Source organism: Leisingera methylohalidivorans DSM 14336, from assembly GCF_000511355.1.
Classification (GTDB): domain Bacteria; phylum Pseudomonadota; class Alphaproteobacteria; order Rhodobacterales; family Rhodobacteraceae; genus Leisingera; species Leisingera methylohalidivorans.
The window spans coordinates 1042754-1062824 of the sequence record NC_023135.1 but is presented as its reverse complement, the minus strand read 5'-3'; the positions used below and the strand labels follow the sequence as shown (position 1 = coordinate 1062824).

The 20071-nt window shown below is 65.0% G+C and carries 18 protein-coding genes and 2 pseudogenes; 11 read left to right on the top strand and 9 right to left on the bottom strand.

Features of this window, described 5'->3' with window-relative positions:
- Positions 1-381 carry a DUF983 domain-containing protein gene (locus tag METH_RS05265; RefSeq protein WP_024089386.1) on the bottom strand — a complete coding sequence of 127 codons (381 nt, stop codon included), beginning with the start codon at positions 379-381 and terminating at the stop codon, positions 1-3.
- A 166-nt stretch (positions 382-547) separates the two neighbouring features.
- Here METH_RS05265 and METH_RS05260 point away from each other — a divergent pair, with 166 nt between their 5' ends.
- Complete coding sequence (locus METH_RS05260; RefSeq protein ID WP_024089385.1) at positions 548-1918, top strand: aminotransferase-like domain-containing protein; 1371 nt, start codon at positions 548-550, stop codon at positions 1916-1918.
- Positions 1919-2071: 153 nt separating this feature from the next.
- The gene (locus METH_RS05255) at positions 2072-2974 is read left to right on the top strand and encodes a fructose bisphosphate aldolase (RefSeq protein WP_024089384.1); all 903 of its coding nucleotides are present in this window, start codon (positions 2072-2074) and stop codon (positions 2972-2974) included.
- Between the two features lie 55 nt (positions 2975-3029).
- Here the strand turns inward: METH_RS05255 and METH_RS05250 are convergent, their stop codons facing one another.
- The 4 genes from METH_RS05250 to METH_RS05230 form a co-directional block, all read right to left on the bottom strand.
- Positions 3030-3287: a hypothetical protein gene (locus tag METH_RS05250; protein WP_024089383.1), complete on the bottom strand. Its 258-nt coding sequence runs from the start codon at positions 3285-3287 to the stop codon at positions 3030-3032.
- A 47-nt stretch (positions 3288-3334) separates the two neighbouring features.
- Positions 3335-3532: a hypothetical protein gene (locus METH_RS05245; RefSeq protein WP_024089382.1), complete on the bottom strand. Its 198-nt coding sequence runs from the start codon at positions 3530-3532 to the stop codon at positions 3335-3337.
- 454 nt (positions 3533-3986) lie between these two features.
- The gene (locus METH_RS05235; RefSeq protein WP_024089380.1) at positions 3987-4772 is read right to left on the bottom strand and encodes a crotonase/enoyl-CoA hydratase family protein; all 786 of its coding nucleotides are present in this window, start codon (positions 4770-4772) and stop codon (positions 3987-3989) included.
- Positions 4773-4849: 77 nt separating this feature from the next.
- Positions 4850-5215: a hypothetical protein gene (locus METH_RS05230; RefSeq protein WP_024089379.1), complete on the bottom strand. Its 366-nt coding sequence runs from the start codon at positions 5213-5215 to the stop codon at positions 4850-4852.
- A 213-nt stretch (positions 5216-5428) separates the two neighbouring features.
- Between METH_RS05230 and METH_RS05225 the strand changes: the two genes are divergently transcribed.
- The 3 genes from METH_RS05225 to METH_RS05215 all read left to right on the top strand — a co-directional run bounded on the left by METH_RS05225 (position 5429) and on the right by METH_RS05215 (position 8876).
- Positions 5429-6538, top strand: a complete 1110-nt coding sequence (locus METH_RS05225) for a pyridoxal phosphate-dependent aminotransferase (protein WP_024089378.1) — start codon at positions 5429-5431, stop codon at positions 6536-6538.
- 90 nt (positions 6539-6628) lie between these two features.
- Positions 6629-6823 (top strand): hypothetical protein, encoded by a 195-nt coding sequence (locus METH_RS05220; protein ID WP_024089377.1) that lies wholly within the window; start codon positions 6629-6631, stop codon positions 6821-6823.
- 193 nt (positions 6824-7016) lie between these two features.
- Complete coding sequence (locus METH_RS05215; protein ID WP_024089376.1) at positions 7017-8876, top strand: ABC transporter ATP-binding protein; 1860 nt, start codon at positions 7017-7019, stop codon at positions 8874-8876.
- A gap of 124 nt (positions 8877-9000) precedes the next feature.
- Here the strand turns inward: METH_RS05215 and METH_RS05210 are convergent, their stop codons facing one another.
- Complete coding sequence (locus tag METH_RS05210) at positions 9001-9681, bottom strand: TIGR04283 family arsenosugar biosynthesis glycosyltransferase (RefSeq protein ID WP_024089375.1); 681 nt, start codon at positions 9679-9681, stop codon at positions 9001-9003.
- 88 nt (positions 9682-9769) lie between these two features.
- Here METH_RS05210 and ygfZ point away from each other — a divergent pair, with 88 nt between their 5' ends.
- The 4 genes and pseudogenes from ygfZ to METH_RS24690 all read left to right on the top strand — a co-directional run.
- On the top strand, positions 9770-10513 hold the full coding sequence (gene ygfZ, locus METH_RS05205; RefSeq protein WP_024089374.1) for a CAF17-like 4Fe-4S cluster assembly/insertion protein YgfZ: 744 nt from the start codon (positions 9770-9772) through the stop codon (positions 10511-10513).
- Between the two features lie 380 nt (positions 10514-10893).
- Entirely contained in the window at positions 10894-12471 is a 1578-nt protein-coding gene (locus METH_RS05200; RefSeq protein ID WP_024089373.1) for an oleate hydratase, read from the top strand.
- 275 nt (positions 12472-12746) lie between these two features.
- Positions 12747-13620: pseudogene (locus METH_RS25350) on the top strand (tyrosine-type recombinase/integrase); the annotation flags it as partial.
- Positions 13621-13667: 47 nt separating this feature from the next.
- A pseudogene (locus tag METH_RS24690) lies at positions 13668-14369 on the top strand (IS91 family transposase); the annotation flags it as partial.
- Between the two features lie 471 nt (positions 14370-14840).
- Here the strand turns inward: METH_RS24690 and efp are convergent.
- Positions 14841-15404, bottom strand: a complete 564-nt coding sequence (gene efp, locus METH_RS05180; RefSeq protein WP_024089371.1) for an elongation factor P — start codon at positions 15402-15404, stop codon at positions 14841-14843.
- Positions 15405-15623: 219 nt separating this feature from the next.
- On the opposite strand from efp, the gene METH_RS05175 reads away from it, so the two are divergent.
- Together METH_RS05175 and METH_RS05170 are read left to right on the top strand one after the other, a co-directional pair.
- Positions 15624-15941 (top strand): DUF6280 family protein, encoded by a 318-nt coding sequence (locus tag METH_RS05175; protein ID WP_008556013.1) that lies wholly within the window; start codon positions 15624-15626, stop codon positions 15939-15941.
- Positions 15942-16146: 205 nt separating this feature from the next.
- Positions 16147-17601, top strand: coding sequence for a cobyric acid synthase (locus tag METH_RS05170; RefSeq protein WP_024089369.1), 1455 nt, complete (start codon positions 16147-16149; stop codon positions 17599-17601).
- A 310-nt stretch (positions 17602-17911) separates the two neighbouring features.
- On the opposite strand, the gene METH_RS05165 is transcribed toward METH_RS05170, so the two are convergent.
- Both METH_RS05165 and METH_RS23780 read right to left on the bottom strand, forming a co-directional pair.
- Positions 17912-18232, bottom strand: a complete 321-nt coding sequence (locus tag METH_RS05165) for a hypothetical protein (RefSeq protein ID WP_024089368.1) — start codon at positions 18230-18232, stop codon at positions 17912-17914.
- 585 nt (positions 18233-18817) lie between these two features.
- On the bottom strand, positions 18818-20062 hold the full coding sequence (locus METH_RS23780; RefSeq protein ID WP_024089367.1) for a hypothetical protein: 1245 nt from the start codon (positions 20060-20062) through the stop codon (positions 18818-18820).
- Positions 20063-20071 lie beyond the last annotated feature (9 nt).

The window sequence follows — 20071 nt, the reverse complement described above, 5'->3', positions numbered from 1 at the left end:
TCAGAAACCGTGCATCCGCTTGGCCCATTGATAGGCCACCACCAGCCCCTTCATCCGCGGCAGCATCGCCAGCGACGCCCCCGCCGTGATCACCGACATGATGATCGCCAGGGTCCAGGGGTCCGGGCGCAATTGCGTATAGACGATGTGCAGCGCAAAGCCGAGGATGTGGCCCACCACCAGGATGGTCAGATAGGCCGGGCCGTCATCGGCGCGCTGGTGGTGCAATTCCTGACCGCATTCCGAACAGCCGTCGTACACTTTCAGATAACTGTGCAGCAGCTTGCCTTCGCCGCAGTTCGGACAGCGCAGGCGCAGCCCCTTCAGCAAGGCCGGCTTCAGCTCCCGCTGGTCCTGTTGCAAAACATCCATCCCAGTCATCGCGGCGTCTCCTTGGGTTTGCCGCCTGATACAGTGATTCCCGCATTGAATGCAATCAACATAAAGTCAATATACCCTCATTGAAGTTGCATTGACGGCGGAAATCAGGCATTGAACCGATCAATCATGACACAATGCGCCGGAACACCGGCGGGAGACAGCGCAGATGAAACCCTGGACCCCTTCCAGCCTGAACAGCGGCAAGCCCCGCTACGTGGAGATCGCCGAAGCGATCAAGGCGGATATCGGCGCGGGCGTGCTGTCCCCCGGCGACCGGCTGCCGCCGCAACGGCGGGTGGCGCAGGATCTGGGCGTCGATTTCTCAACCGTCGCCCGCGGTTACGCCGAAGCGGTGCGGCGCGGCTATATCGAGAGCTTCGTCGGCCGCGGCACATTCGTGAAGGCGCCGGACGCGCTGCCGGAACGCCCCGATCCGCGCCGGGCGCTGGAGGAAGACCCGATGATGAACATGCCGCCGGAGCCGGACGACCCGGCGCTGCTGGCGCAGATGCAAAAGGGGCTGGAGCATGTCTCGGCCAATCTGATGCCGCTGCTGCGCTATCAATCGGTGACCGGCAGCCCGCAGGACCGGGCCATTGCGGCGGATTTACTGCAGGCAAACCACCTGCCCTGCGCGCCGGAACGGCTGGCGATCACGCCGGGCACCCATGCCAGTCTCTATGCAATCCTGACGCTGCTCTGCGCGCCGGGTTCGACCGTTTTGTGCGAGGCTGTGACCTATCCCGGGCTGCGGTCGATTGCGGCCCGGCTGGGGATCCGGCTGATCGGACTGGCCGCAGACCGTGACGGCATTCTGCCGGAGGCGCTGGAAAAGGCCGTCACCGGCCACTGGCCGGCGGCGCTGTATCTGAACCCGACCCTGCAGAACCCGACCACCCGCACCATGCCCGCGGCGCGGCGGCAGGAGATTGCCGCGGTGCTGCAAAAGCATGAGCTGCCGCTGATCGAGGATGACGCCTATTGCTTTGTCGCCCAGGAGGCGCCGGCCGCCATCAGCAGCCTGATCCCGGATCTGGGCTGGCATGTGGCGGGCCTGTCCAAATGTTTCGGCGCCGGGCTGCGGCTGGCCTGCACCACGGTGCCGCAGCGCGGCCTGATGGGGCAGTTCAGCCAGGCGCTGCGGTCGATGCATGTGATGGTGTCGCCGCTGAACCTGGCGCTGCTGGGGCGCTGGATCGAGGACGGCACCGCGGCGGAGATCCAGGCCTTTGTGCGCAAGGCCGCGGCCGCGCGGCAGGCGCTGGCGGCGGAGGTGCTGCAGGCGTGCTCCGCCGATGCGGACCCGCTGGCCTTCAACCTGTGGCTGACCCTGCCGCGCGGCACCAGCCGGGCCGAGGTGATGGGCCGCATGGCGACCCGCCAGATCGGCATCCTGCCCAGCGATGCCTTCACCGTCACCGGCCAGCCGGAGGAAGCGGTGCGGGTGTGCCTGGGCGGGCCGGTCAGCCTGGAAGAGCTGCGCGGCGATCTGATTGCGCTGAATGACGCGGTCACCCGCAAGGACTGGCTGGGCTGACGCCTGCTGCCGCGGCGCCGCGCGATCTGCTGCGCGATCTGCTGCCGCAGGCGGCAAATCCTGGCGCCGTTAGCGCAACACCCCGTTGTTTTCCAGCGGATTCGCGGTATAGACAGCGCCAAGACAGACCATTCCCAAGAAGAGTGACGCATTATGGCCAAAGACGCTTCCGTACATCAGGCACAACTCGACCGCATCGCCAACGGCAAGGGCTTTATCGCCGCGCTGGACCAGTCGGGCGGCTCGACCCCGAAAGCGCTGAAGCTTTATGGCGTGAATGAAGACGCCTATTCAAACGACGACGAGATGTTCGCCGAGATCCACAAGATGCGCACCCGCATCATCACCTCGCCGAGCTTCGGCAAGGACCGGATCCTGGGCGCGATCCTGTTTGAGAAGACCATGGACAGTGCCATCGGCGGCACACCGACGGCTGAGTATCTGTGGAACAGCTGCGGCGTGGTGCCGTTCCTGAAGGTCGACAAGGGCCTGGCGGAAGAAGCGAGCGGCGTGCAGATGATGAAACCGATGCCGGAGCTGGATGCGCTGCTGGCCCGGGCCAATGATGCAGGTATTTTCGGCACCAAGATGCGCTCGGTCATCAAGGACGCCAATGCCGCGGGCATCAAGGCGGTTGCCGCCCAGCAGTTCGAAGTGGGCCGGCAGATCGCCGCGGCCGGCCTGGTGCCGATCATCGAGCCGGAAGTGGACATCAATTCCGCAACCAAGGCAGAGGCCGAAGAGGTCCTGAAGACGGAGATCCTGGAGCAGCTGAATGCCCTGCCCGCGGACTGCAAGGTGGCGCTGAAGCTGACCATCCCGACCAAACCGGGCCTTTATGATGATCTGGCGGATCACGCCAATGTGGTCCGCGTTGTGGCGCTGTCCGGCGGCTACAGCACCGACACCGCCTGCGCGCGCCTGTCGCAGAACAGGAAGATGATCGCCTCGTTCAGCCGGGCGCTGACCGAAGGGCTGAACGCCGCCATGAGCGATGCGGAGTACGATGCCGCCTTGGGGGCTAATATCTCAAAGATCTACGACGCGTCGCTGTAAGCCGGCCGCAGATCAGTTGAACAGAAAGCCGCGCCTGCACAGGGCGCGGCTTTTTTCATGTCTGGCGGGTCAGGGGCTGGCGGGTCAGAGGCTGGCGGGTCAGGGGCTGGCGGGCCGGAGGCCTGACCGCCGGGCGCAGCCCGGCACCGCTGCGGAACGGCAGCCAGAGAAACCGCAATGCGGTCAGGGTGAACCAGACGGGCTGATCCTCTGCCGCCTGTCCCGCGCCGCTGGTCCAGGCCCAGAACACCAGCGCCGAGGCGGAGATCATCACCCCGCTGACGGCGCGCAGCCAGCGTGCCGCGCCAGGCATCGCCGCCTCTGCCGCCGGGGGCCTGCAGCTGGCGGCAAGCCATCCTTTCAGGCCGCTTCGGTCAGCGACGGGCGCAGGCCGGTGCAGCTGACCTTGTTTCCATTGGCCGCAAGGTAGCGCCGGGCCGCCTCGCGGTCTGCGAAGCTCAGAGCCTCGTCATAGAAATAGGTGATCCTGTCCCCGGTGCGGGAGAGCAGGGCGCCGCTTTCAAACAAGATGAACCATTTTTTCTGCACCATTTGCATCAGCCTCGCTCCTTTCTGAAGTCCGGTCCTGAGACAGGGGCGCCTCAGCCGGATGTACTGCAGGTGTTCAGAGCGCAACCAGCCATCCGGCGCCCGAACGGGCCTCCCGGCAGCAGAATTCCGAATGCTCGATTGGCCTGATTTGTGCCCTGCTGACGGCAGAATTCGCCCGCAAATGTTGCCAAAAAGTTAATCGGGGTTTCTGCTGATTCTACGCGGCATTTTTCTGCCGGCTGGCGGCGGTTTCCCGCCGGCAGAAGCGGATATTCGGAAAAATTGACGAGAAAGCACTGTTGCGGTTTCCGAAGGCCAGCCGACAGGACGGCGCCGGTTCCGGGCGCGCGTGCGCCCTCGGCGGCAAGGCGGCAAGGCGGCCTGCCCGGCCGCGGGACGGGCGTATTTGCGCCGCAAAGAAGAATGCAGGGCACGGCATCAGCCGGAAGCGGGCGCCGCGTCAGCCGAAGTCCGCAGAGCGTTTTTGCAGCTGTGCGGCGACCGCCTCCATCTGATCCGGCTTGCCGATCAGCTCAAGCTGTTCGGCGCTTTCCGCCAGCAGCACATCGGCCTGGGCGGCGCCGCTTTCGGCGACAGCGATCAGGCGTTTGGCGGCCCGGATGGCGGAGGGGCTTTTTGCTGCGATGACGGCGGCCAGCTCCTGGGCGCGGGTCAGCGGGCTGTCTGACAGTTCGCTCAGCAGGCCCCAGTCCAGCGCCTGCCGGGCGCCGATTTTCTCGGCCGTGTAGGTGAGCCGGCGCAGCACGTCGGAGCGCAGCAGCCGCGGCAGCAGCGCCATGCCGCCCATATCCGGGATCAGCCCCCATTTCATTTCCATCACCGACAGCTGCGCCTCGGGGTGGGCAATGCGGATGTCGGCGCCCAGCGCGATCTGCAGCCCGCCGCCGAAACAGGCGCCGTGGATGGCAGCGATCACCGGCACCGGCACCCGGCGCCAGACCATCGCCACCTCCTGGAACGCATTGGCGTCATGGTGGGTCCGCTCCATCACCAGGCTGTTCAGGTCGCGCTGCATCAGGCTGGTGAAACTGGCCATGTCGAGGCCCGCGCAGAAGCTTTTGCCTGATCCGGCCAGCACCACCGCGCGGGCATCCGAGGCGGCGACCTCCTGCCCGGCGGCGATGATCGCCTCGATCATCGCATCGTCGAGGGCGTTGTGCTTGTCCGGGCGGGCAAGCGTGACATAGGCGATGTGGTCCTTGTAGCCGGTGGTGACTCGGGCCATGGTGTGTTCCCCGCTGCTGATCTGCAGCCAGCCTGCCCCGGATGCGGGAGGGTTGCCAGTGCTACGTGGGGGCAGGATCAGGGCGCCAGCGGCAGGCGGGCGAACCAGGGAGAGCCGAGCGTCATCACATTAAGCCGCCCGCCCGCGCTCTTGCCGCCGGTGGTGACGCCAAGGCGCCCGTCCGGATCCTGCAGGGTGCGCAGGATGTTCGCCTGCCCGTCGAACTGCATCAGCATGCCGCGATGCACCGGGGCCGGGCGCACCAGCGGCCCCAGCCGCCAGATCGGATTGCGCAGAAACGGATAGGGCATAAGCTTTTCCGGCGGCAGGCGCGGGCTGGCAAAGGCAAGCCAATAGGTGCCGCCGCCCTGCGCCTCGAGGTTGCCAGGATAGCCGGGGAGGCTATTGAGGAAGACCTCGCGCCGGCCTGCCCTGTCCCTCATGAGCCAGGGCCGGTGGACCCGGGCGCGGTAGGCGGATCTTAGGCGATGGGGTCCACCGGCACCGGCCAGAACAGGAGGCAGGCAAGGGCTGCGGCCAGCAGGGCGCAGACAAAACGCATGAAAGAATTCCTGAAAGATCCCGTGCAGATCTGCGCGGGCGGCTGCGGCGACGCAAGCCTTGCCCCCTTCGCGAGCTTGCGGTTATCTGCACGCATGACTGGTCCCCGCTATACCCCGCTTGCGCAATCCCTGCCCGCCACCGTGCCGTTTGTCGGCCCCGAAACCCAGGAGCGCGCCCGCGGCCAGGCTTTTGCCGCGCGGCTAGGCGCCAATGAGAACATATTCGGCCCTTCGCCCAAGGCGGTTGCGGCGATGGCGCAGGCTTCCGCGGAGATCTGGAAATACGGCGATGCGCAAAGCCATGATCTGCGCCAGGCGCTGGCGGCGCATCACGCGGTGCGGCCGGAGCATATCATTGTCGGCGAAGGCATCGACGGGCTGCTGGGGTATCTGGTGCGGCTGCTGATCGGGCCGGGCGATGCGGTGGTGACCTCGCTCGGGGCCTATCCGACATTCAACTATCATGTGGCCGGGTTCGGCGGGGTGCTGCATACGGTGCCGTACCGGGACGACCGCGAGGATGTCGGGGCGTTGTTTGCCAAGGCGGCAGAAGTCGATGCCAAGATCGTCTATCTGGCCAATCCCGACAACCCGATGGGCAGCTGGCACAAGGGGGCTGAGATCGCCGCGGCGCTGGACCATCTGCCTGCGGGCTGCCTGCTGCTGCTGGACGAGGCTTATGTGGAATGCGCGCCCGAGGGCACCGCAGCCCCCGTCAGCGCCGATGACCCGCGGGTGATCCGGATGCGGACATTCTCAAAAGCCTATGGCATGGCCGGGGCGCGGGCGGGCTATGCGATGGCGCACCCGGATCTGATTTCAGCCTTCAACAAGGTGCGCAATCATTTCGGCATGAACCGGGCGGCGCAGGCCGGCGCCCTGGCGGCGCTGCAGGACCGGGACTGGCTGGCGCAGGTGCTGGCGCAGATCGCTGAGGCCCGTGCCCGGATTGCCGGGATCGCGGCGGACAACGGGCTGAGCGCCCTGCCCTCGGCCACCAATTTCGTGGCGATTGACTGCGGGCGGGACGGGGTGTTTGCCAAGGCAGTTTTGGATTCGCTGGTGGATCAGGGGATTTTTGTGCGGATGCCCTTTGCCGCGCCGCAAAACCGCTGCATCCGGGTGAGCTGCGGGCCGCAGGCGGAGCTGGATGGCTTTGCCGCGGCGCTGCCGCGGGCGCTGGCTTCGGCACGGGCCGGCTGAAACTTGCCAACGGCCGCCGGATCGCGCTGGTTTTACCGGACATTCCCCCCTGCTGGACTACTATTTTGGGGCAGAACCGGGAGAATTGTCATGCGTGACCCTGAATTGCCGGCCAGCGTGCCGGATTTCTTCATCGCCGCAATCACCTTTGCCGGGATCAACCTGGTGTGGATCTTCTTTGTGGTCTGGGTGATGTACGGAATGGTGCCTGTTCTGGTGCTGGCGGTGCTGATCAACCATCTTATCACCAGGCTGGACATCCGCCTGAACGCGCGGAAGGCTTGAAGCCCGCCTTGCGCCTGTTTCCAAGCGGCCGCTGACACGCGGCCCGGGCCATTGCGGCCGTCCTGCGGGGGCGTTTCCGCCCGCTGCCGCGTCACGGCGAATTGCTTGCGCCCTGCAACCGACCTGCTTAAATGGTTGCGGCATGTCAGAAAAGGCGCGAAATGACCCGAACTCCCTGCCGGACCCTCCCCGCATGAGCAAGCCTCACAAATCCTCCCGCGAGCTGTTCGGCTGGCTGTGGCGCGGCTATCTGCGCCATTACATCGGGCTGCTGGGCATCGCCGCGATCTTCATGCTGCTGGAAGGCGCCACCATGGGCGCGCTTGGCTACATGATGCAGCCGATGTTCGATCTGGTGTTTGTCGCCGGCAATTCCGACGCGCTGGTCTGGGTCAGCCTGGCGTTTCTGGCGATTTTCACCATGCGCGGCGTGTCCAGCGTCACCCAGAAGGTGCTGCTGAGCAAGGTCTCGCAGACCTCGGCGGCGCATCTGCGCAAGGACATGCTGGCGCGGCTGATCCGCCAGGACCCGGCATTTCACCAGCAGCATCCGCCGGGGCTGCTGATCCAGCGGATCCAGTCGGATGTCTATGCGATCAACGCGGTCTGGCAGGCGGTGATCACCGGCGCGGGGCGCGATCTGGTGGCGCTGGTGGCGGTGCTGGGCGTGGCCTTCAGCATTGATTGGCGCTGGACGCTGATCCTGCTGATCGGGGTGCCGGTGCTGCTGCTGCCGATCTCGACCATTCAGCGCTATGTGCGCAAGAAGGCGTCGCGGGCCCGGGATCTGGGCGCCGATCTGGCGACCCGGCTGGACGAGATTTTCCACGGCATCGTGCCGGTCAAGCTGAACCGGCTGGAGGAGTATCAGGTCCACCGGTTTTCCGAACGCACCGATGATTTTGTCCGCTCGGAAGTGAAGGCGGCCTTTGGCACCTCGTCGATTTCCGGGATGACCGACATCATGGCCGGTGTCGGTTTCATGGCGGTGCTGCTTTATGGCGGCAACGAGATCATTGCCGGCGAAAAGACCGTCGGCCAGTTCATGAGCTTTTTCACCTCGATCGGGCTGAGTTTCGAGCCGATGCGGCGGCTGGCGAATATTTCCGGCGTCTGGCAGGGCGCCGCGGCAGCGCTGGAGCGGATCAAGGAGCTGCTGGATGCGCCGATCCTGCTGAGCGAGCCGGAGCAGCCGCAGGCGGCACCCGAGGGGCTGCCTGCCATCAGCCTGAGCGGCGTCGATCTGAGTTACGGCGACGCACGGATCCTGCACGGGCTGACTTTGGAGGCCGAAGCAGGCAAGACCACCGCGCTGGTGGGCGCATCAGGTGCGGGGAAATCGACGATCTTCAACCTGCTGACCCGGATGGTGGATCCGCAGGCGGGATCCGTGACCGTGGGCGGGGTTGAGGTCACCAATCTGACAACCGCCGATCTGCGCGGGCTGTTTTCGGTGGTGACCCAGGATGCGATGCTGTTTGACGAGACCCTGCTTGAAAACATCGTTCTGGGCCGCACCGATGTCAGCGACGCGGAGCTGCAGGCGGCGCTGGAGGCCTCGCATGTGGCAGATTTCCTGCCCAAGCTGGAACATGGGCTGGACACCCGGGTCGGCCCGCGCGGCTCGGCCCTGTCGGGCGGCCAGCGGCAGCGGGTGGTGATTGCGCGGGCGCTGCTGCGCAACACGCCGGTGCTGCTGCTGGACGAGGCCACCTCGGCGCTGGATGCGCAATCCGAGAAGGTGGTGCAGCAGGCGCTGGACAAGCTGGCCGGCGGGCGCACCACGCTGGTGATCGCGCACCGGCTGTCGACCATCCGCAACGCCGACAAGATCGTGGTGATGGACCGCGGCCGGGTGCTGGACCAGGGCACGCACGACGAACTGCTGGCGCGCGGCGGCGTCTATGCCGACCTGTACCGGCTGCAGTTCCAGGACGGCAAGACGGTGGTGGATACTGCCGGCATTGCCGCTCAGGCGGAACAGGTGCCGGGCGGCGGCGCAAGCGGCAAGGAACGCTGGTTCCGCCGGTTCTCGCGCAAGGTGTTCGGCTGACGTCCATTTTTCATCTTAGAAAGCGCAGGGCGGTGCCAGACCGCGGGCGGAAGCGAAGCGCCCGCCCATGGGGGCGGTCGGGGGCGGTCGGGCGCTGCCCGGCCCCTCGGCCGGGAGCGGCATTTCATTTACTGTAGGCCTTTGCCAGCCTTTCTGGTTTCACTCCCAGAAAATACCGCATCAGCGTCCACAGGTTCCGCCCCCCGCGCCGCAGCCAGCCGGCCCGCTGATAGCGCGCCGCGCTGGTGAGCGCCGCGCAGGGCAAAGCGGTCAGCCCCGTCAGGCGCCGCACCAGGGCCACGTCCTCCATCAGCGGCTGATCCGGGTAGCCGCCCGCGGCCTCATACATATCGCGCCGGATCAGCAGGGCCTGATCGCCATAGGGCAGGCCGAACAGGCGGGACCGCAGATTGGCCCAGCCGGCAACCAAGGCAGGCATCAGCCCCTTGGCCCGGAACCGCAGCCGGAAATAGGCGGGGCGCCCCTGCCCGTCCTGCAAGTGCTGCGCCACGGCTGCAGCCCAGCCCGGTTCCATGTGGGTGTCGGCGTGCAGCACCAGAAGCCAGCTGCCCCTGGCCGCCGCACAGCCCCGGCGCAGCTGGCCGCCGCGCGACGCGGCGCCGCTGATCCATTCCGCCCCGGCAGAGTGGGCAATGGCGCGGGTTTCATCGTTTGAGCCGCCATCGCTGACCACCAGCTCGCGGATCAGCCCGGCGGCCAGACCCTCCATCAGATGTTCGAGGGCGGCGGGCAGCTCCCCGCTTGCGTTCAGGGTGGGAATGATGATGCTGACCGGCGCGGGCATGGCAGGAATTCCTGTTTTCTTCCGCCCTGCTTCCTATATCACTGGGCGGCACTATGAAACGTCCCCTTAGCCACACCGGAGACACAAAATGAGCGACCGCCGCATCCTGCGCCTGACTGGCAGTGACGCCAAACCCTTTCTGCAGGGGCTAGTCACCAACAATGTGGACCGGCTGGACGGCGGGCTGGTCTATGCCGCGCTGCTGACGCCGCAAGGCAAGTATCTGGCGGATTTCCTTCTGGCCGCGGACGGCGAGGCGGTGCTGCTGGATGTGGAGGCGTCGCTGGCCGAGGGGCTGCTGAAGCGGCTGAACATGTACCGGCTGCGCGCCGATGTGCAGGTGGAGATGACCGATCTGCAGGTGAAACGCGGCACAGGGGAGCCGCCCGCGGGCGCCCATGCCGACCCGCGCCATGCGGCGATGGGCTGGCGGGTGTACGGCGCCGAGGGCGGCGATGACGGCAGCGACTGGGATGCGATCCGGGTGGCGCATTGCATCCCTGAGACCGGCATTGAGCTGGGGCCGGAGAGCTATATTCTGGAAGCCGGTTTCGAGGCGCTGAACGGTGTGGATTTCCGCAAGGGCTGCTATGTCGGCCAGGAGGTGACGGCGCGGATGAAGCACAAGACCGAGCTGCGCAAAGGGTTCCGCACAGTGGACGTGGACGGCACGGCGCCGGTTGGCACGGAGATCACCGCAGACGGCAAGCCGGCGGGCACGCTGTTCACCCAATCCGGCGGCAAGGGCATTGCCTATCTGCGGCTCGACCGCGCCAAGGACGGGATGCTGGCCGGGGAGGCCCGTGTCGCCTGGCGTCCGCAAGCGGGCTGAACGGGACGGTTCTTTCCGTTCCGGCAAAGAAATACCGCGCAGCCGTCAGCTGCAGGGCGATGACGGGCTTGGGTCAGCTCTGCCCCAGCCGCACATCCTGCGTGCCTGAGGCGTTCCTGCAGCAAGGAGTCCCGGCCGGCTCTGCGGGACGGAGCAGACTCTTGTTTCATTTTATTCAAGTTCTGCTTTCGCTTCATACCTGCCGTTTTGCCAACAACTGCCTAAGACGATCCGGCATTCAGCAAGCGGCAATTGGCGTGCCGCGCAGGCGTCCTTGACGCGAACAGTCGCAAGTCCGACGCCGGATTAACCTAAGGCAACGCGATGCCAATCGCCCAGAGCTAACTTACGCAGGCCCCACACCGGAAGGGAAATGGCCAGTGTCAAAGCGAACATCACCTGAGCAACACCACATTTTGGGGGGTGGCATCGCTGGACTGGCAACTGCGGTCTATTTAGTCCGGGATGCAGGAGTCGAAGGCAAGAACATCCACATCTATGAGCAGCTCGGGGTTGCTGGTGGATCGCTGGACGGTTCAGGCGACGCCGAGTCCGGATATATGATCCGCGGTGGCCGCATGTTCGAGAAACACTTCGCCTGCACGTTCGACCTTCTGGACACAATCCCGTCCGTGAACGATCCAGACGTCAGCGTTACAGAGGATATCATGGCATTCAATCGCATGGTGCCCGGGTCGTCCAATTGCCGCCTCGTTCGGGACGGCCTACCGGCTGAGAACCGCTATGACCTCACGCTCAGTGCGCATGACATTGTCGCAATCAACCGCCTCATCCTTCAGCCAGAAAGCAGGTTGGCGGGGCGGAGCATCGAGGACTGGTTCAAGCCTTCCTTCTTCGAGAGCAACTTCTGGCTGATGTGGTCCACGATGTTCTCGTTTCAACCATGGCATGCGCTGACTGAAATGCGGCGCTACCTGCGGCGGTTCATCCATCTCTTCCCGGGCTTCACACGCATCGCGGGCATTCTGCGCACGCGTTATAATCAGTATGAGTCCCTGATCGCCCCCATCGTTACATGGCTGCGGCATCGGGATGTCAGGATCGCCACCGGCACGCAGGTTACCGACGTCACAATTGAAGGCACGCGGCAGGACCGGTGCATCACGGCCCTCGCTTTGGCCGATGGAAGACACGTGCAGATCAGTGAAGATGACCGTGTCTACCTCACCTTGGGGTCGATGACGGACGCGACCACCCAAGGGTCGAACGACCGCGCACCTGATCTGCATGATAAAGAAGGGGGTGCCTGGGCGCTTTGGCGCAAGCTGGCGGCACAAAACGAAGGATTTGGTCGCCCCGAGGCGTTCTGCGGCGACTTGAGCAAGACCGCATGGCATTCGTTTACGGTGACAATGGATGGCCCTGATTTTTTCGAGTTCATGGAAGATTTCACAAACAACCGGACAGGCACCGGAGGACTTGTCACTTTTGCTGATTCAGGGTGGACGCTGTCGGTCGTGCTGTTCCACCAGCCGCATTTCCGCGACCAAAAACATGGTGTCTACACCTTCTGGGGCTACGGTTTGCGCGGTGAGAGGCCCGGCGACTTTGTCAAGAAACCGATGCGGGAGGCGACAGGCAACGAGATCATCGAAGAGCTTTGCGGGCATCTGAAACTCCCTAAGGCGCAGGCAGCATGGTTCGACGACGCTCGGGTTCTGCCGTGTCGCATGCCGTACATCACCAGCCAGTTCATGCCCCGTCAACCAGGCGACCGCCCCGATGTACGCCCCAATGGTGCACGGAACTTCGCAGTGATTGGCCAATTCTGTGAACAGCCCCGCGATTGCGTTTTTACGGTGGAGTACTCCATACGCTCCGCGCGCTCCGCGGCCGCAGGGCTGACGGGCCGTGTCGATCCACCGCCGCCCGTCGCACGCACTGACCTTGACCCGATAGTTCTGATACGGGCGGCCCGTGTACTGACGGGTGTGTGACCATAGTGTTTGTCCACGAATACAATTCGGGCGCGCATCAGGCGCTTTCTTAGTTTGGTCCCTTTTTGCCTGGCATGAACGTTCGCTTCCCGCCTCTAACGGTCATCTGAGCGCGATGCAGCATGGGTCAATATGGGCCCATGCACTAAATCGCTCCGCGATATGGGCGCCTGTGGCTGGCGTTGCGGGAAACCGGGAATTGTTGCGCGGATTTCGATGACGGGTGTGTGCTGTTGGCCGAGGTGATTGTACCTCGGTTGACAGGGGGGGGGGCCATGACCGTTCAGCATCCTACACCGGCGACACCGCTTCGTGGCCGTATGATCGCGGATATGTCGGCGCGCAATCCGGGGCCGGCGTCTCAAACCAGCCACTTGCGGGCCTGCAAGCGGTTTGCAGCCTGGCTGGAGCGATCCCCCCGGGACCGCGGCACCCGATGATATGCGGGGCTTCCAGCGGCATCTGATGGAAAGCGGCAGCAGCATCTGTACCCGCAATCAAACCATGACCGGGGTGAAGTTTCTGTTCCGGGTGACGCTGCGGCGGCATGACCTGGCCGCGGAGGTTTTCAGCCTCAAGGAGCCGGGGAAGGTGCCGCTGGTGCTGAGCGGCACCGAGGTCAAGCCTATCCTGCTCATGGCACCAAGCTTGAAGGCGCGTGTGATGCTGTCGCTCGCCTATGGCTGCGGCCTGCGTGCGGGCGAAGTTGTCCGGCTCAAGGTCGGCGGCATCGACGAGGACCAGAAGATCATCCGCATCGTACAATCCAAGGGCCCGCAAGGATCGCAACGTGATGCTGCCCGCCGGCATTCCGGGATCATTGCGGGACTGGTGGAAAGAGCGTCCCACTGGTCAGGACACAGGCGTGGCCGGGCCTGAACGGGTCATTTTCCACGGCTATCGCGGCAAGCGCCTGTCTGCCCGTCAGATCCCGCGTTTGTTCAAGCAGGCAGCGCGGGCCGCGGGCATCACCAAGCCTGTGACGCTGCACACGCTGCGGCACAGTTTTGCGACACACCTGCTGGAGCGCGGCGTCGACATCCGGGTCATTTATTACCCGGCAGTCGGAACCCAGTTTCGATGAGAGGGCAGGCGCTGCTCGGGCACACCAAACTGACCACGACGGCGCACTATGCCAGTGTCGCTACCACTGCCCGGCAGGCGATTGCGCAGCAATCTGCCGAGAGGGGCACGACGGCCTGTCTTCGGACAGCACCAAGTGGATCGCCCGCCGCAGGAACTTCTTCCTCTCCGTCCGGGTGCTGTCCCGCCTCTAACGGCGCCTCATCCTGGACGGGCTGAACCGGCTGCACAAAGCCGGAAAGCTGCACTTCTTCGGCAACCATGCCGGGCTTGTGGATCGCGCGGCCTTCGACGGGTTCCTGCAACCGCTGCGCAGGATCGATAGGGTTGTGTATGCCAAGGAACCCTTCGCCGGACCCAGAGCCGTGCTGGCATAGCTGTCGCGCTACACCCACCGCGTCGCGATCGCCAACAGCCGCCTGATCCGCATGGACGGCCAAGGCGTCACTTTCCGCGTCAAGGATTACCGCGTCAACGGTCCGGGGCGGCATACCGCCATGACCCTCAAGACCGGCGAGTTCATCCGCCGGTTCCTGATCCCTGTCCAGCCCAAGGGGCAGCATCGCATCCGCCCCTACGGCTTCTTCGGGAATGGCAACCGTACCGCCGATATCGCCAGGATCAGGGACCTGCTCGGGGCCGCAACATCTGATCAGGGGCACGCGCACGACGGCACGGCCGGTGAGGCCGATGCACTTGCCCGCGTCCTCGCGCTGCCATGCCCCTGCTGCGGCGGGCGGTTGATCATCATCGGAACGATCCCGCAGGAACGGCAGCCCAGAGCGCCGCCAGGAACAGCGAGGGCTGCTGCATGACACGCGCGCCAAAGACCGGAAGTCCAATTGCCGCTGCTCGCGATACCGCTTGCGACCCCACCGGCATGGCCGGCACCCAGATGGCCGTAGTGCAAAAGGTCCCGAAAACCGCAGGATACAGCGCATGTTGAGCAAAGCCCGCAAAACTCACGCTGAGGCTGCCTTCAAGAGGGCAGCCGGCTCAACTTGGCCGGCTGGGACCAAGCCAGTCAACCGCTTCAAATCCCCATAGAGCCAGCTGATCCGCCCAATCCCAACCCCGCAATTTCCCGCTTGAGCGCTTCTCCGACGCCAGGCAATGCCGCGCGTCACTCAAACGTCGCGCGCGGCGTCCGAGGAGCCTGCACCTTCGCGGTTAATCCGGGGGGACACCGGCAGATGCGCCGCTGAAAGCTGAATTGGACGGCGCAGCAAAAATGAATGCCCCGCGCATCTGCACGGGGCATTCAGCTTGCGGTCTTCTGAGGCGGCTCAGGCGCGCTCGGAATATTCCATGGTCTCGGTATTCACCACGATCATCTCGTCCTGGCCGACAAACGGCGGCACCATGACCTTGACGCCGTTGTCCAGGATCGCGGGCTTGAAGGAATTCGCCGCGGTCTGGCCTTTGACGACCGGCTCGGTCTCGACGATCTGGCAGGTCACCTTCTGCGGCACGGTGGCGTTCAGCGCCTCGGATTCGTGGAATTCCACCACAATGGTCATACCGTCCTGCAGGAACGGGCGGCGTTCGCCCAGAAGCTCGGCCGGCAGTTCGATCTGCTCGTAGGTTTCGGTGTCCATGAACACCAGCATGCCGTCGCTCTCATAGAGGAACTGCTGGTCTTTCTGCTCCAGCCGGACCTTCTCGACCTTGTCCGCCGAGCGGAACCGCTCGTTCAGCTTGGAGCCGTTGCGCAGGTTGCGCAGCTCGACCTGGGCAAAGGCACCGCCCTTGCCGGGCTTGACGTGATCGACCTTCACCGCTGCCCACAAACCGCCATTATGTTCCAGGACGTTTCCGGGACGGATTTCGTTACCGTTGATCTTGGGCATGGGAAAATGCCTTTCAGATGGTTGTTGAAAACTTGCAAGACCCTATATCTGGCAGGCTGATCGCTGGCAAGACAAGGATATGGTGTGTACGAAGGATGAAGAAGCTATGCGCAAATTGCATGAATGCTATGCATCTGCGCTCTATCCGAATCGTCACACTTCCGTCATAAGCAGCGCTACGCCGAAAATTGCAATAGCAAGAACAACAAGGGATACGAGATGCGAGATTTCGTAGACGGCACCGCTTATAACAACGAGCAAGGCAACCGTGCCCGCAAACTTTTTGCAGCCGTTGTCCTGGCCGCACTGGATGATGCCATCGCCGACGACAAGAAATACGGCAATGGCCCGGAACAGATTGCCCGCTGGGCGCGCTCGCGCGATGGCCGCGAAGTGCTGTCCTGCGCCGGTATCGACCCCAATGAACGGGTGGTCGAAGGGCTGATGGACTTTGTCGGCCGCGGAGTGCGGACGTCCGTTGCGCTGTCGCGTGAAGAAAGCGAACGCCGCAACGCTGCGCAGGCAGAAGCCGCCTAAGGCCGCTGCCCCGCATTGCTGAAAAGCGCGCCCCTTGGGGCGCGTTTTTCTTTTGCGCGCCGCACTTTCCGCCAGGTCAACCCGCCGCAGGCTGACGTCGCGCGGGGACAGGGCGCCGACGGTTCCGGCACAGCGCCCATGGACGGCGCCGCCTAAGCTGCTATGCAGGCCCCTGACAGAGGGGCGCAGGCAGGGAGAGGCAGCAATGGCGCGTTCGATCATGATCCAGGGCACCGGCAGCAATGTCGGCAAGTCGCTCATTGTGGCGGGGCTGGCGCGCGCCTATGTGCGCCGCGGCCTGAAAGTGGCGCCGTTCAAGCCGCAGAACATGTCGAACAATGCCGCCGTCACCCCCGAAGGCGGCGAAATCGGCCGGGCGCAAGCGTTGCAGGCCCGGGCCGCGATGCGCCCCCCCCATACCGACATGAACCCGGTGCTGCTGAAGCCCGAGACCGACACCGGCGCCCAGGTGATTGTGCAGGGCCAGCGCCGCGGCACCCAGGGTGCCGGCTCCTTCATGCGCGACAAGAGCGGCCTGTTGGAGGCGGCGCTGGAAAGCTACCGGCGGCTGGCGGCGGAGGCCGATCTGGTGCTGATCGAGGGGGCGGGATCGCCCGCCGAGACCAACCTGCGCAAGAACGACATTGCCAATATGGGCTTTGCCTGTGCCGCGCAGGTGCCGGTGGTGATTGCCGGCGACATTCACCGCGGCGGGGTGATTGCGCAGATCGTCGGCACCCATGCGGTGCTGGAGCCGCAGGACCTGGAGCGGGTTGCCGGGTTCCTGGTGAACCGCTTCCGCGGCGATCTGAGCCTGTTTGATGCGGGCCGCGACGATATTGCCGCGCGCACCGGCTGGCCCAGCCTGGGGGTGGTGCCGTGGTTCTGGGACGCCTGGAAACTGCCGGCTGAAGACATGATGGACATCGCCTCGCACAAGGGCGGCGCCTGCAAGGTGGCGGTGCCGCAGCTGGAGCGGATGGCGAATTTCGACGACCTGGACCCGCTGGCCGCCGAACCGGCGGTGACGGTGGAGATCGTGCCGCCGGGCCGCGCCCTGCCCGGCGATGCCGATCTGGTGATCCTGCCCGGCAGCAAATCGACAATCGGCGATCTGGCGTATCTGCGCCGCCAGGGCTGGGATATCGACATTCAGGCCCACTGCCGCCGCGGCGGCCACGTGCTGGGCCTGTGCGGCGGCTATCAGATGCTGGGCAAGACCATTGACGATCCGGACGGTGTCGACGGCCGCCCCGGCAAGGTCGCGGGGCTGGGGCTTTTGGATGTGCATACGGTGATGTCGGGCGAAAAGCGCGTCACCCTGACCGAAGCGGTGACCCGCGACGGCAATCTGCCGGTGAGCGGATATGAAATCCACATGGGCCGCACAACCGGCGCGGACTGCGCCCGCGCCTGGCTGAGTATCGGCGGGCGGGCCGAGGGCGCCGCCTCGGCTGATGGCCGGGTCAAGGGATCCTACCTGCACGGGCTGTTTTCCTCGGATGCCTTCCGCGCCAGCGTGCTGGCGGCACTGGGGCACGAAAGCCAGGCCGGTTATGAAGACGGCGTCGAGGACACGCTGGACGCGCTGGCGGCGCATCTGGAGCAGTACATGGATCTGGACCAGATGCTGGAATTGTCCCGGCCGGTGAGGGTCTGAAAACGGGTTGAGGCAGCACTCCCGCGCCCGCGGCCAGCCCTGGCTGCGCCAGAGCCGTCCGCGGTCTTGGGCCCGGCGCCGCGCAAGGCGCGGCGCCGGGCCCAACGGGCGGGGGCTTTTTTAAAAGCCGCAGGCCGGGCGGGAGCAGCCCGTTTTCAGCGGCAGCTACCCGTCAGGACCGGTTGGTTCTGCGGCCGGCAATCGCCGAATAATAAAACACACCCGGATCCACCCCTTTGCAGTCAATGGTGCAGCCACTGAAACTTCAGTGGCTGCACTTCTCATTGCTCCAAACCGGGTAAAGATTTCATCAGGCGATTGACTGCGCCTGCCTGTTCGGCCGGTTCAGGCGCAGGGCCTGCGGGCCTGTTGCGAACCGGCGGCCGGCGGCCTGCCAGTTGACGCCCTTGAACGCGTTTTCCAATCGTGCTGTGTGATCCGCCACTCGATCGCAGATGAAGCCGATCTTCTTGTAGCCATCTCGCGGACAGAGGCCGGTGAATTCACTGATCTTCGAGATCGGGCTGCCGTTCGCAATCATCCGGAGAACGGCCCTGTTGGCGCTGCTGCGGTGCGGGCCCCTGATCTGGGGCCGATAGAGAACGATGCCAGGCGGGCTCTGCCCTTGCATCTCTGGGCACCCTTTGCCGCGGGCCCGGATTTCCGATAGAGCCCGGGATTGTCCTCAGGGCGTTTCCCGTGGTTCCCGCAGCCCTCGTTCGGTCAGCAGTCCCCCGGACCCTCCGCTTGGAACCGGCTGCGAAGGCGGCGATATTCGCCGGCCGCGGCAGCAATGTTTTTTATGATCGAGCATTGACCGCAAGCGCCGCACTTTAAGGTTTTTTCGTCCCCGGAGCCGCTGACTTTGCCTCGAGATTGGTTCGATTTGACGTTCCGGGAAAAATTTCTTTCCTTCTTGAAGAGCTCTGGCGGCTCCATGAAGAGACCGCGCGGGGGGGGGCGGCAGAAACTGACGCCGATCCCGTGACACGGCACTTGCAGACGACGTTCTCTCTCTGGCGAAGAATTGTTCGCGAGCACGTCCACGCGCCCTGCCTCGGAAAAAACCGCATACCGCGGTCATCGAGGGTAAGATTGGCCGGCATCTGGCCAACCGAAATTTTCTCTGCACCACGACCTGCAAAGGGCTGGCACCCGGGCACGTCTTTTTAAAGCCTGCCGCTTGCCCGCAGCGGCCTGCGGACGGTTTCAGGCCTCAGAGCAGATCATGCGCGGCCAGCGCGCGGTGGATTTCGCGGCGGACCAGTTTGCGCACGTTGCGGGTGATGCGCTCCCCCAGCGGGCCCTGCAGCTCCTCGCGCACGATACTGGCCACCAGTTCGCGCAGGCTGTCCTCGTCGAGGTAGTCGTCAGCGGACTCGGCCAGGGTTTCCAGGGCAGCTCCGGCGACAGCGGCTTCGGCCACGGTTTCAGCCCGCGCAACCGCGCTGCCATCGTTGACGCCGGGTCCCGGCGAAACCTCTGCGCCCGCCTCCTGCAGCGTATCATCAGCGGCGAATGCGCCGCCCCCGGCCTGCGGTCCGGAACGGCGGGCGGAGAGCGGTTCGTCGCGCCATTCGATGGTGTCGGTGCCGGCAAACGGCGCCTCCGTCTGGCTGTCCGGCTCCCATTGCTGCTGCTCCTGCTCATGCCCGCGGGCGCTGCGGGCCTCAAGCTCGGCAATTTTGCGCACAACAGAGGCGGCGCGGGCGCCGGCGGTTTCGATGGCGTGACCGGCGTCCGTGGCCTGACCGCCTGCTGGCGCGTCAGCGGCCGGACTGCCTGTGCCATCTGCCCGCTGGTCCGCGTCTGCGGCAGCGGCAAAAAGAGTGGCATTGGGGTCGCCCCAAGGGGCGCCCGCCGCAGCACCGGGCACGGTTTGCGAATGCGGGTCATGCAGTTCTGCATTCAGGCCTGAACCCTGGTTTCCCGAGTCCAAATGACCGGTATCCGAGCAGTCCGTTTCCAAATGGTCCGTATCGAAATGGCCGGTGTCGAAATGGCCTGGATCCGGCTGGACGGTCTGCAATCCCGAGTCCGGCTCCGCTTCGGCCAGCCCGTCATCCAAGGACGATCCGGTTTCAGGCACGTTGTTGCGGTGGCGGAAGGCAATCGGGGCTTCCGCTTCCAGCATCGCCGCGCTGCCGGAAGGGCCGGTTGCCACCGGTGCATCAGCGCCGTCTCCGGCCTGGCCGGAGCGGTCAGCGGCGCCGTCAGCCGGGCTGCGGGATGCTGCGCCGGTTTCAACTGCCGGAACATCAGCCGCCGGAACATCAGCCGCCGGATCACGAGTTCCGGGACCGCGGTCCGGGCCGCCCTCCTGCACCCGCAGGGCGGGCGTCAGAACCAGCCGCGCCGCCGGTTCGGGGGCCGCCGGCCCGCTGCGGCTGTCATCACTCACCAAGCGGCGGATTGAGGACAATACATCTTCGATCTCAGCATGGGTAACTGGGTCGGACATTTTATAAAC

Bases quoted from the DNA above. Each gene is read 5' to 3' on its own strand.
- METH_RS05265 (WP_024089386.1), bottom strand. From the start codon at position 381: ATGACTGGGATGGATGTTTTGCAACAGGACCAGCGGGAGCTGAAGCCG.
- METH_RS05260 (WP_024089385.1), top strand. From the start codon at position 548: ATGAAACCCTGGACCCCTTCCAGCCTGAACAGCGGCAAGCCCCGCTAC.
- METH_RS05255 (WP_024089384.1), top strand. From the start codon at position 2,072: ATGGCCAAAGACGCTTCCGTACATCAGGCACAACTCGACCGCATCGCC.
- METH_RS05250 (WP_024089383.1), bottom strand. From the start codon at position 3,287: ATGCCTGGCGCGGCACGCTGGCTGCGCGCCGTCAGCGGGGTGATGATC.
- METH_RS05245 (WP_024089382.1), bottom strand. From the start codon at position 3,532: ATGCAAATGGTGCAGAAAAAATGGTTCATCTTGTTTGAAAGCGGCGCC.
- METH_RS05235 (WP_024089380.1), bottom strand. From the start codon at position 4,772: ATGGCCCGAGTCACCACCGGCTACAAGGACCACATCGCCTATGTCACG.
- METH_RS05230 (WP_024089379.1), bottom strand. From the start codon at position 5,215: ATGAGGGACAGGGCAGGCCGGCGCGAGGTCTTCCTCAATAGCCTCCCC.
- METH_RS05225 (WP_024089378.1), top strand. From the start codon at position 5,429: ATGACTGGTCCCCGCTATACCCCGCTTGCGCAATCCCTGCCCGCCACC.
- METH_RS05220 (WP_024089377.1), top strand. From the start codon at position 6,629: ATGCGTGACCCTGAATTGCCGGCCAGCGTGCCGGATTTCTTCATCGCC.
- METH_RS05215 (WP_024089376.1), top strand. From the start codon at position 7,017: ATGAGCAAGCCTCACAAATCCTCCCGCGAGCTGTTCGGCTGGCTGTGG.
- METH_RS05210 (WP_024089375.1), bottom strand. From the start codon at position 9,681: ATGCCCGCGCCGGTCAGCATCATCATTCCCACCCTGAACGCAAGCGGG.
- ygfZ (WP_024089374.1), top strand. From the start codon at position 9,770: ATGAGCGACCGCCGCATCCTGCGCCTGACTGGCAGTGACGCCAAACCC.
- efp (WP_024089371.1), bottom strand. From the start codon at position 15,404: ATGCCCAAGATCAACGGTAACGAAATCCGTCCCGGAAACGTCCTGGAA.
- METH_RS05175 (WP_008556013.1), top strand. From the start codon at position 15,624: ATGCGAGATTTCGTAGACGGCACCGCTTATAACAACGAGCAAGGCAAC.
- METH_RS05170 (WP_024089369.1), top strand. From the start codon at position 16,147: ATGGCGCGTTCGATCATGATCCAGGGCACCGGCAGCAATGTCGGCAAG.
- METH_RS05165 (WP_024089368.1), bottom strand. From the start codon at position 18,232: ATGCAAGGGCAGAGCCCGCCTGGCATCGTTCTCTATCGGCCCCAGATC.
- METH_RS23780 (WP_024089367.1), bottom strand. From the start codon at position 20,062: ATGTCCGACCCAGTTACCCATGCTGAGATCGAAGATGTATTGTCCTCA.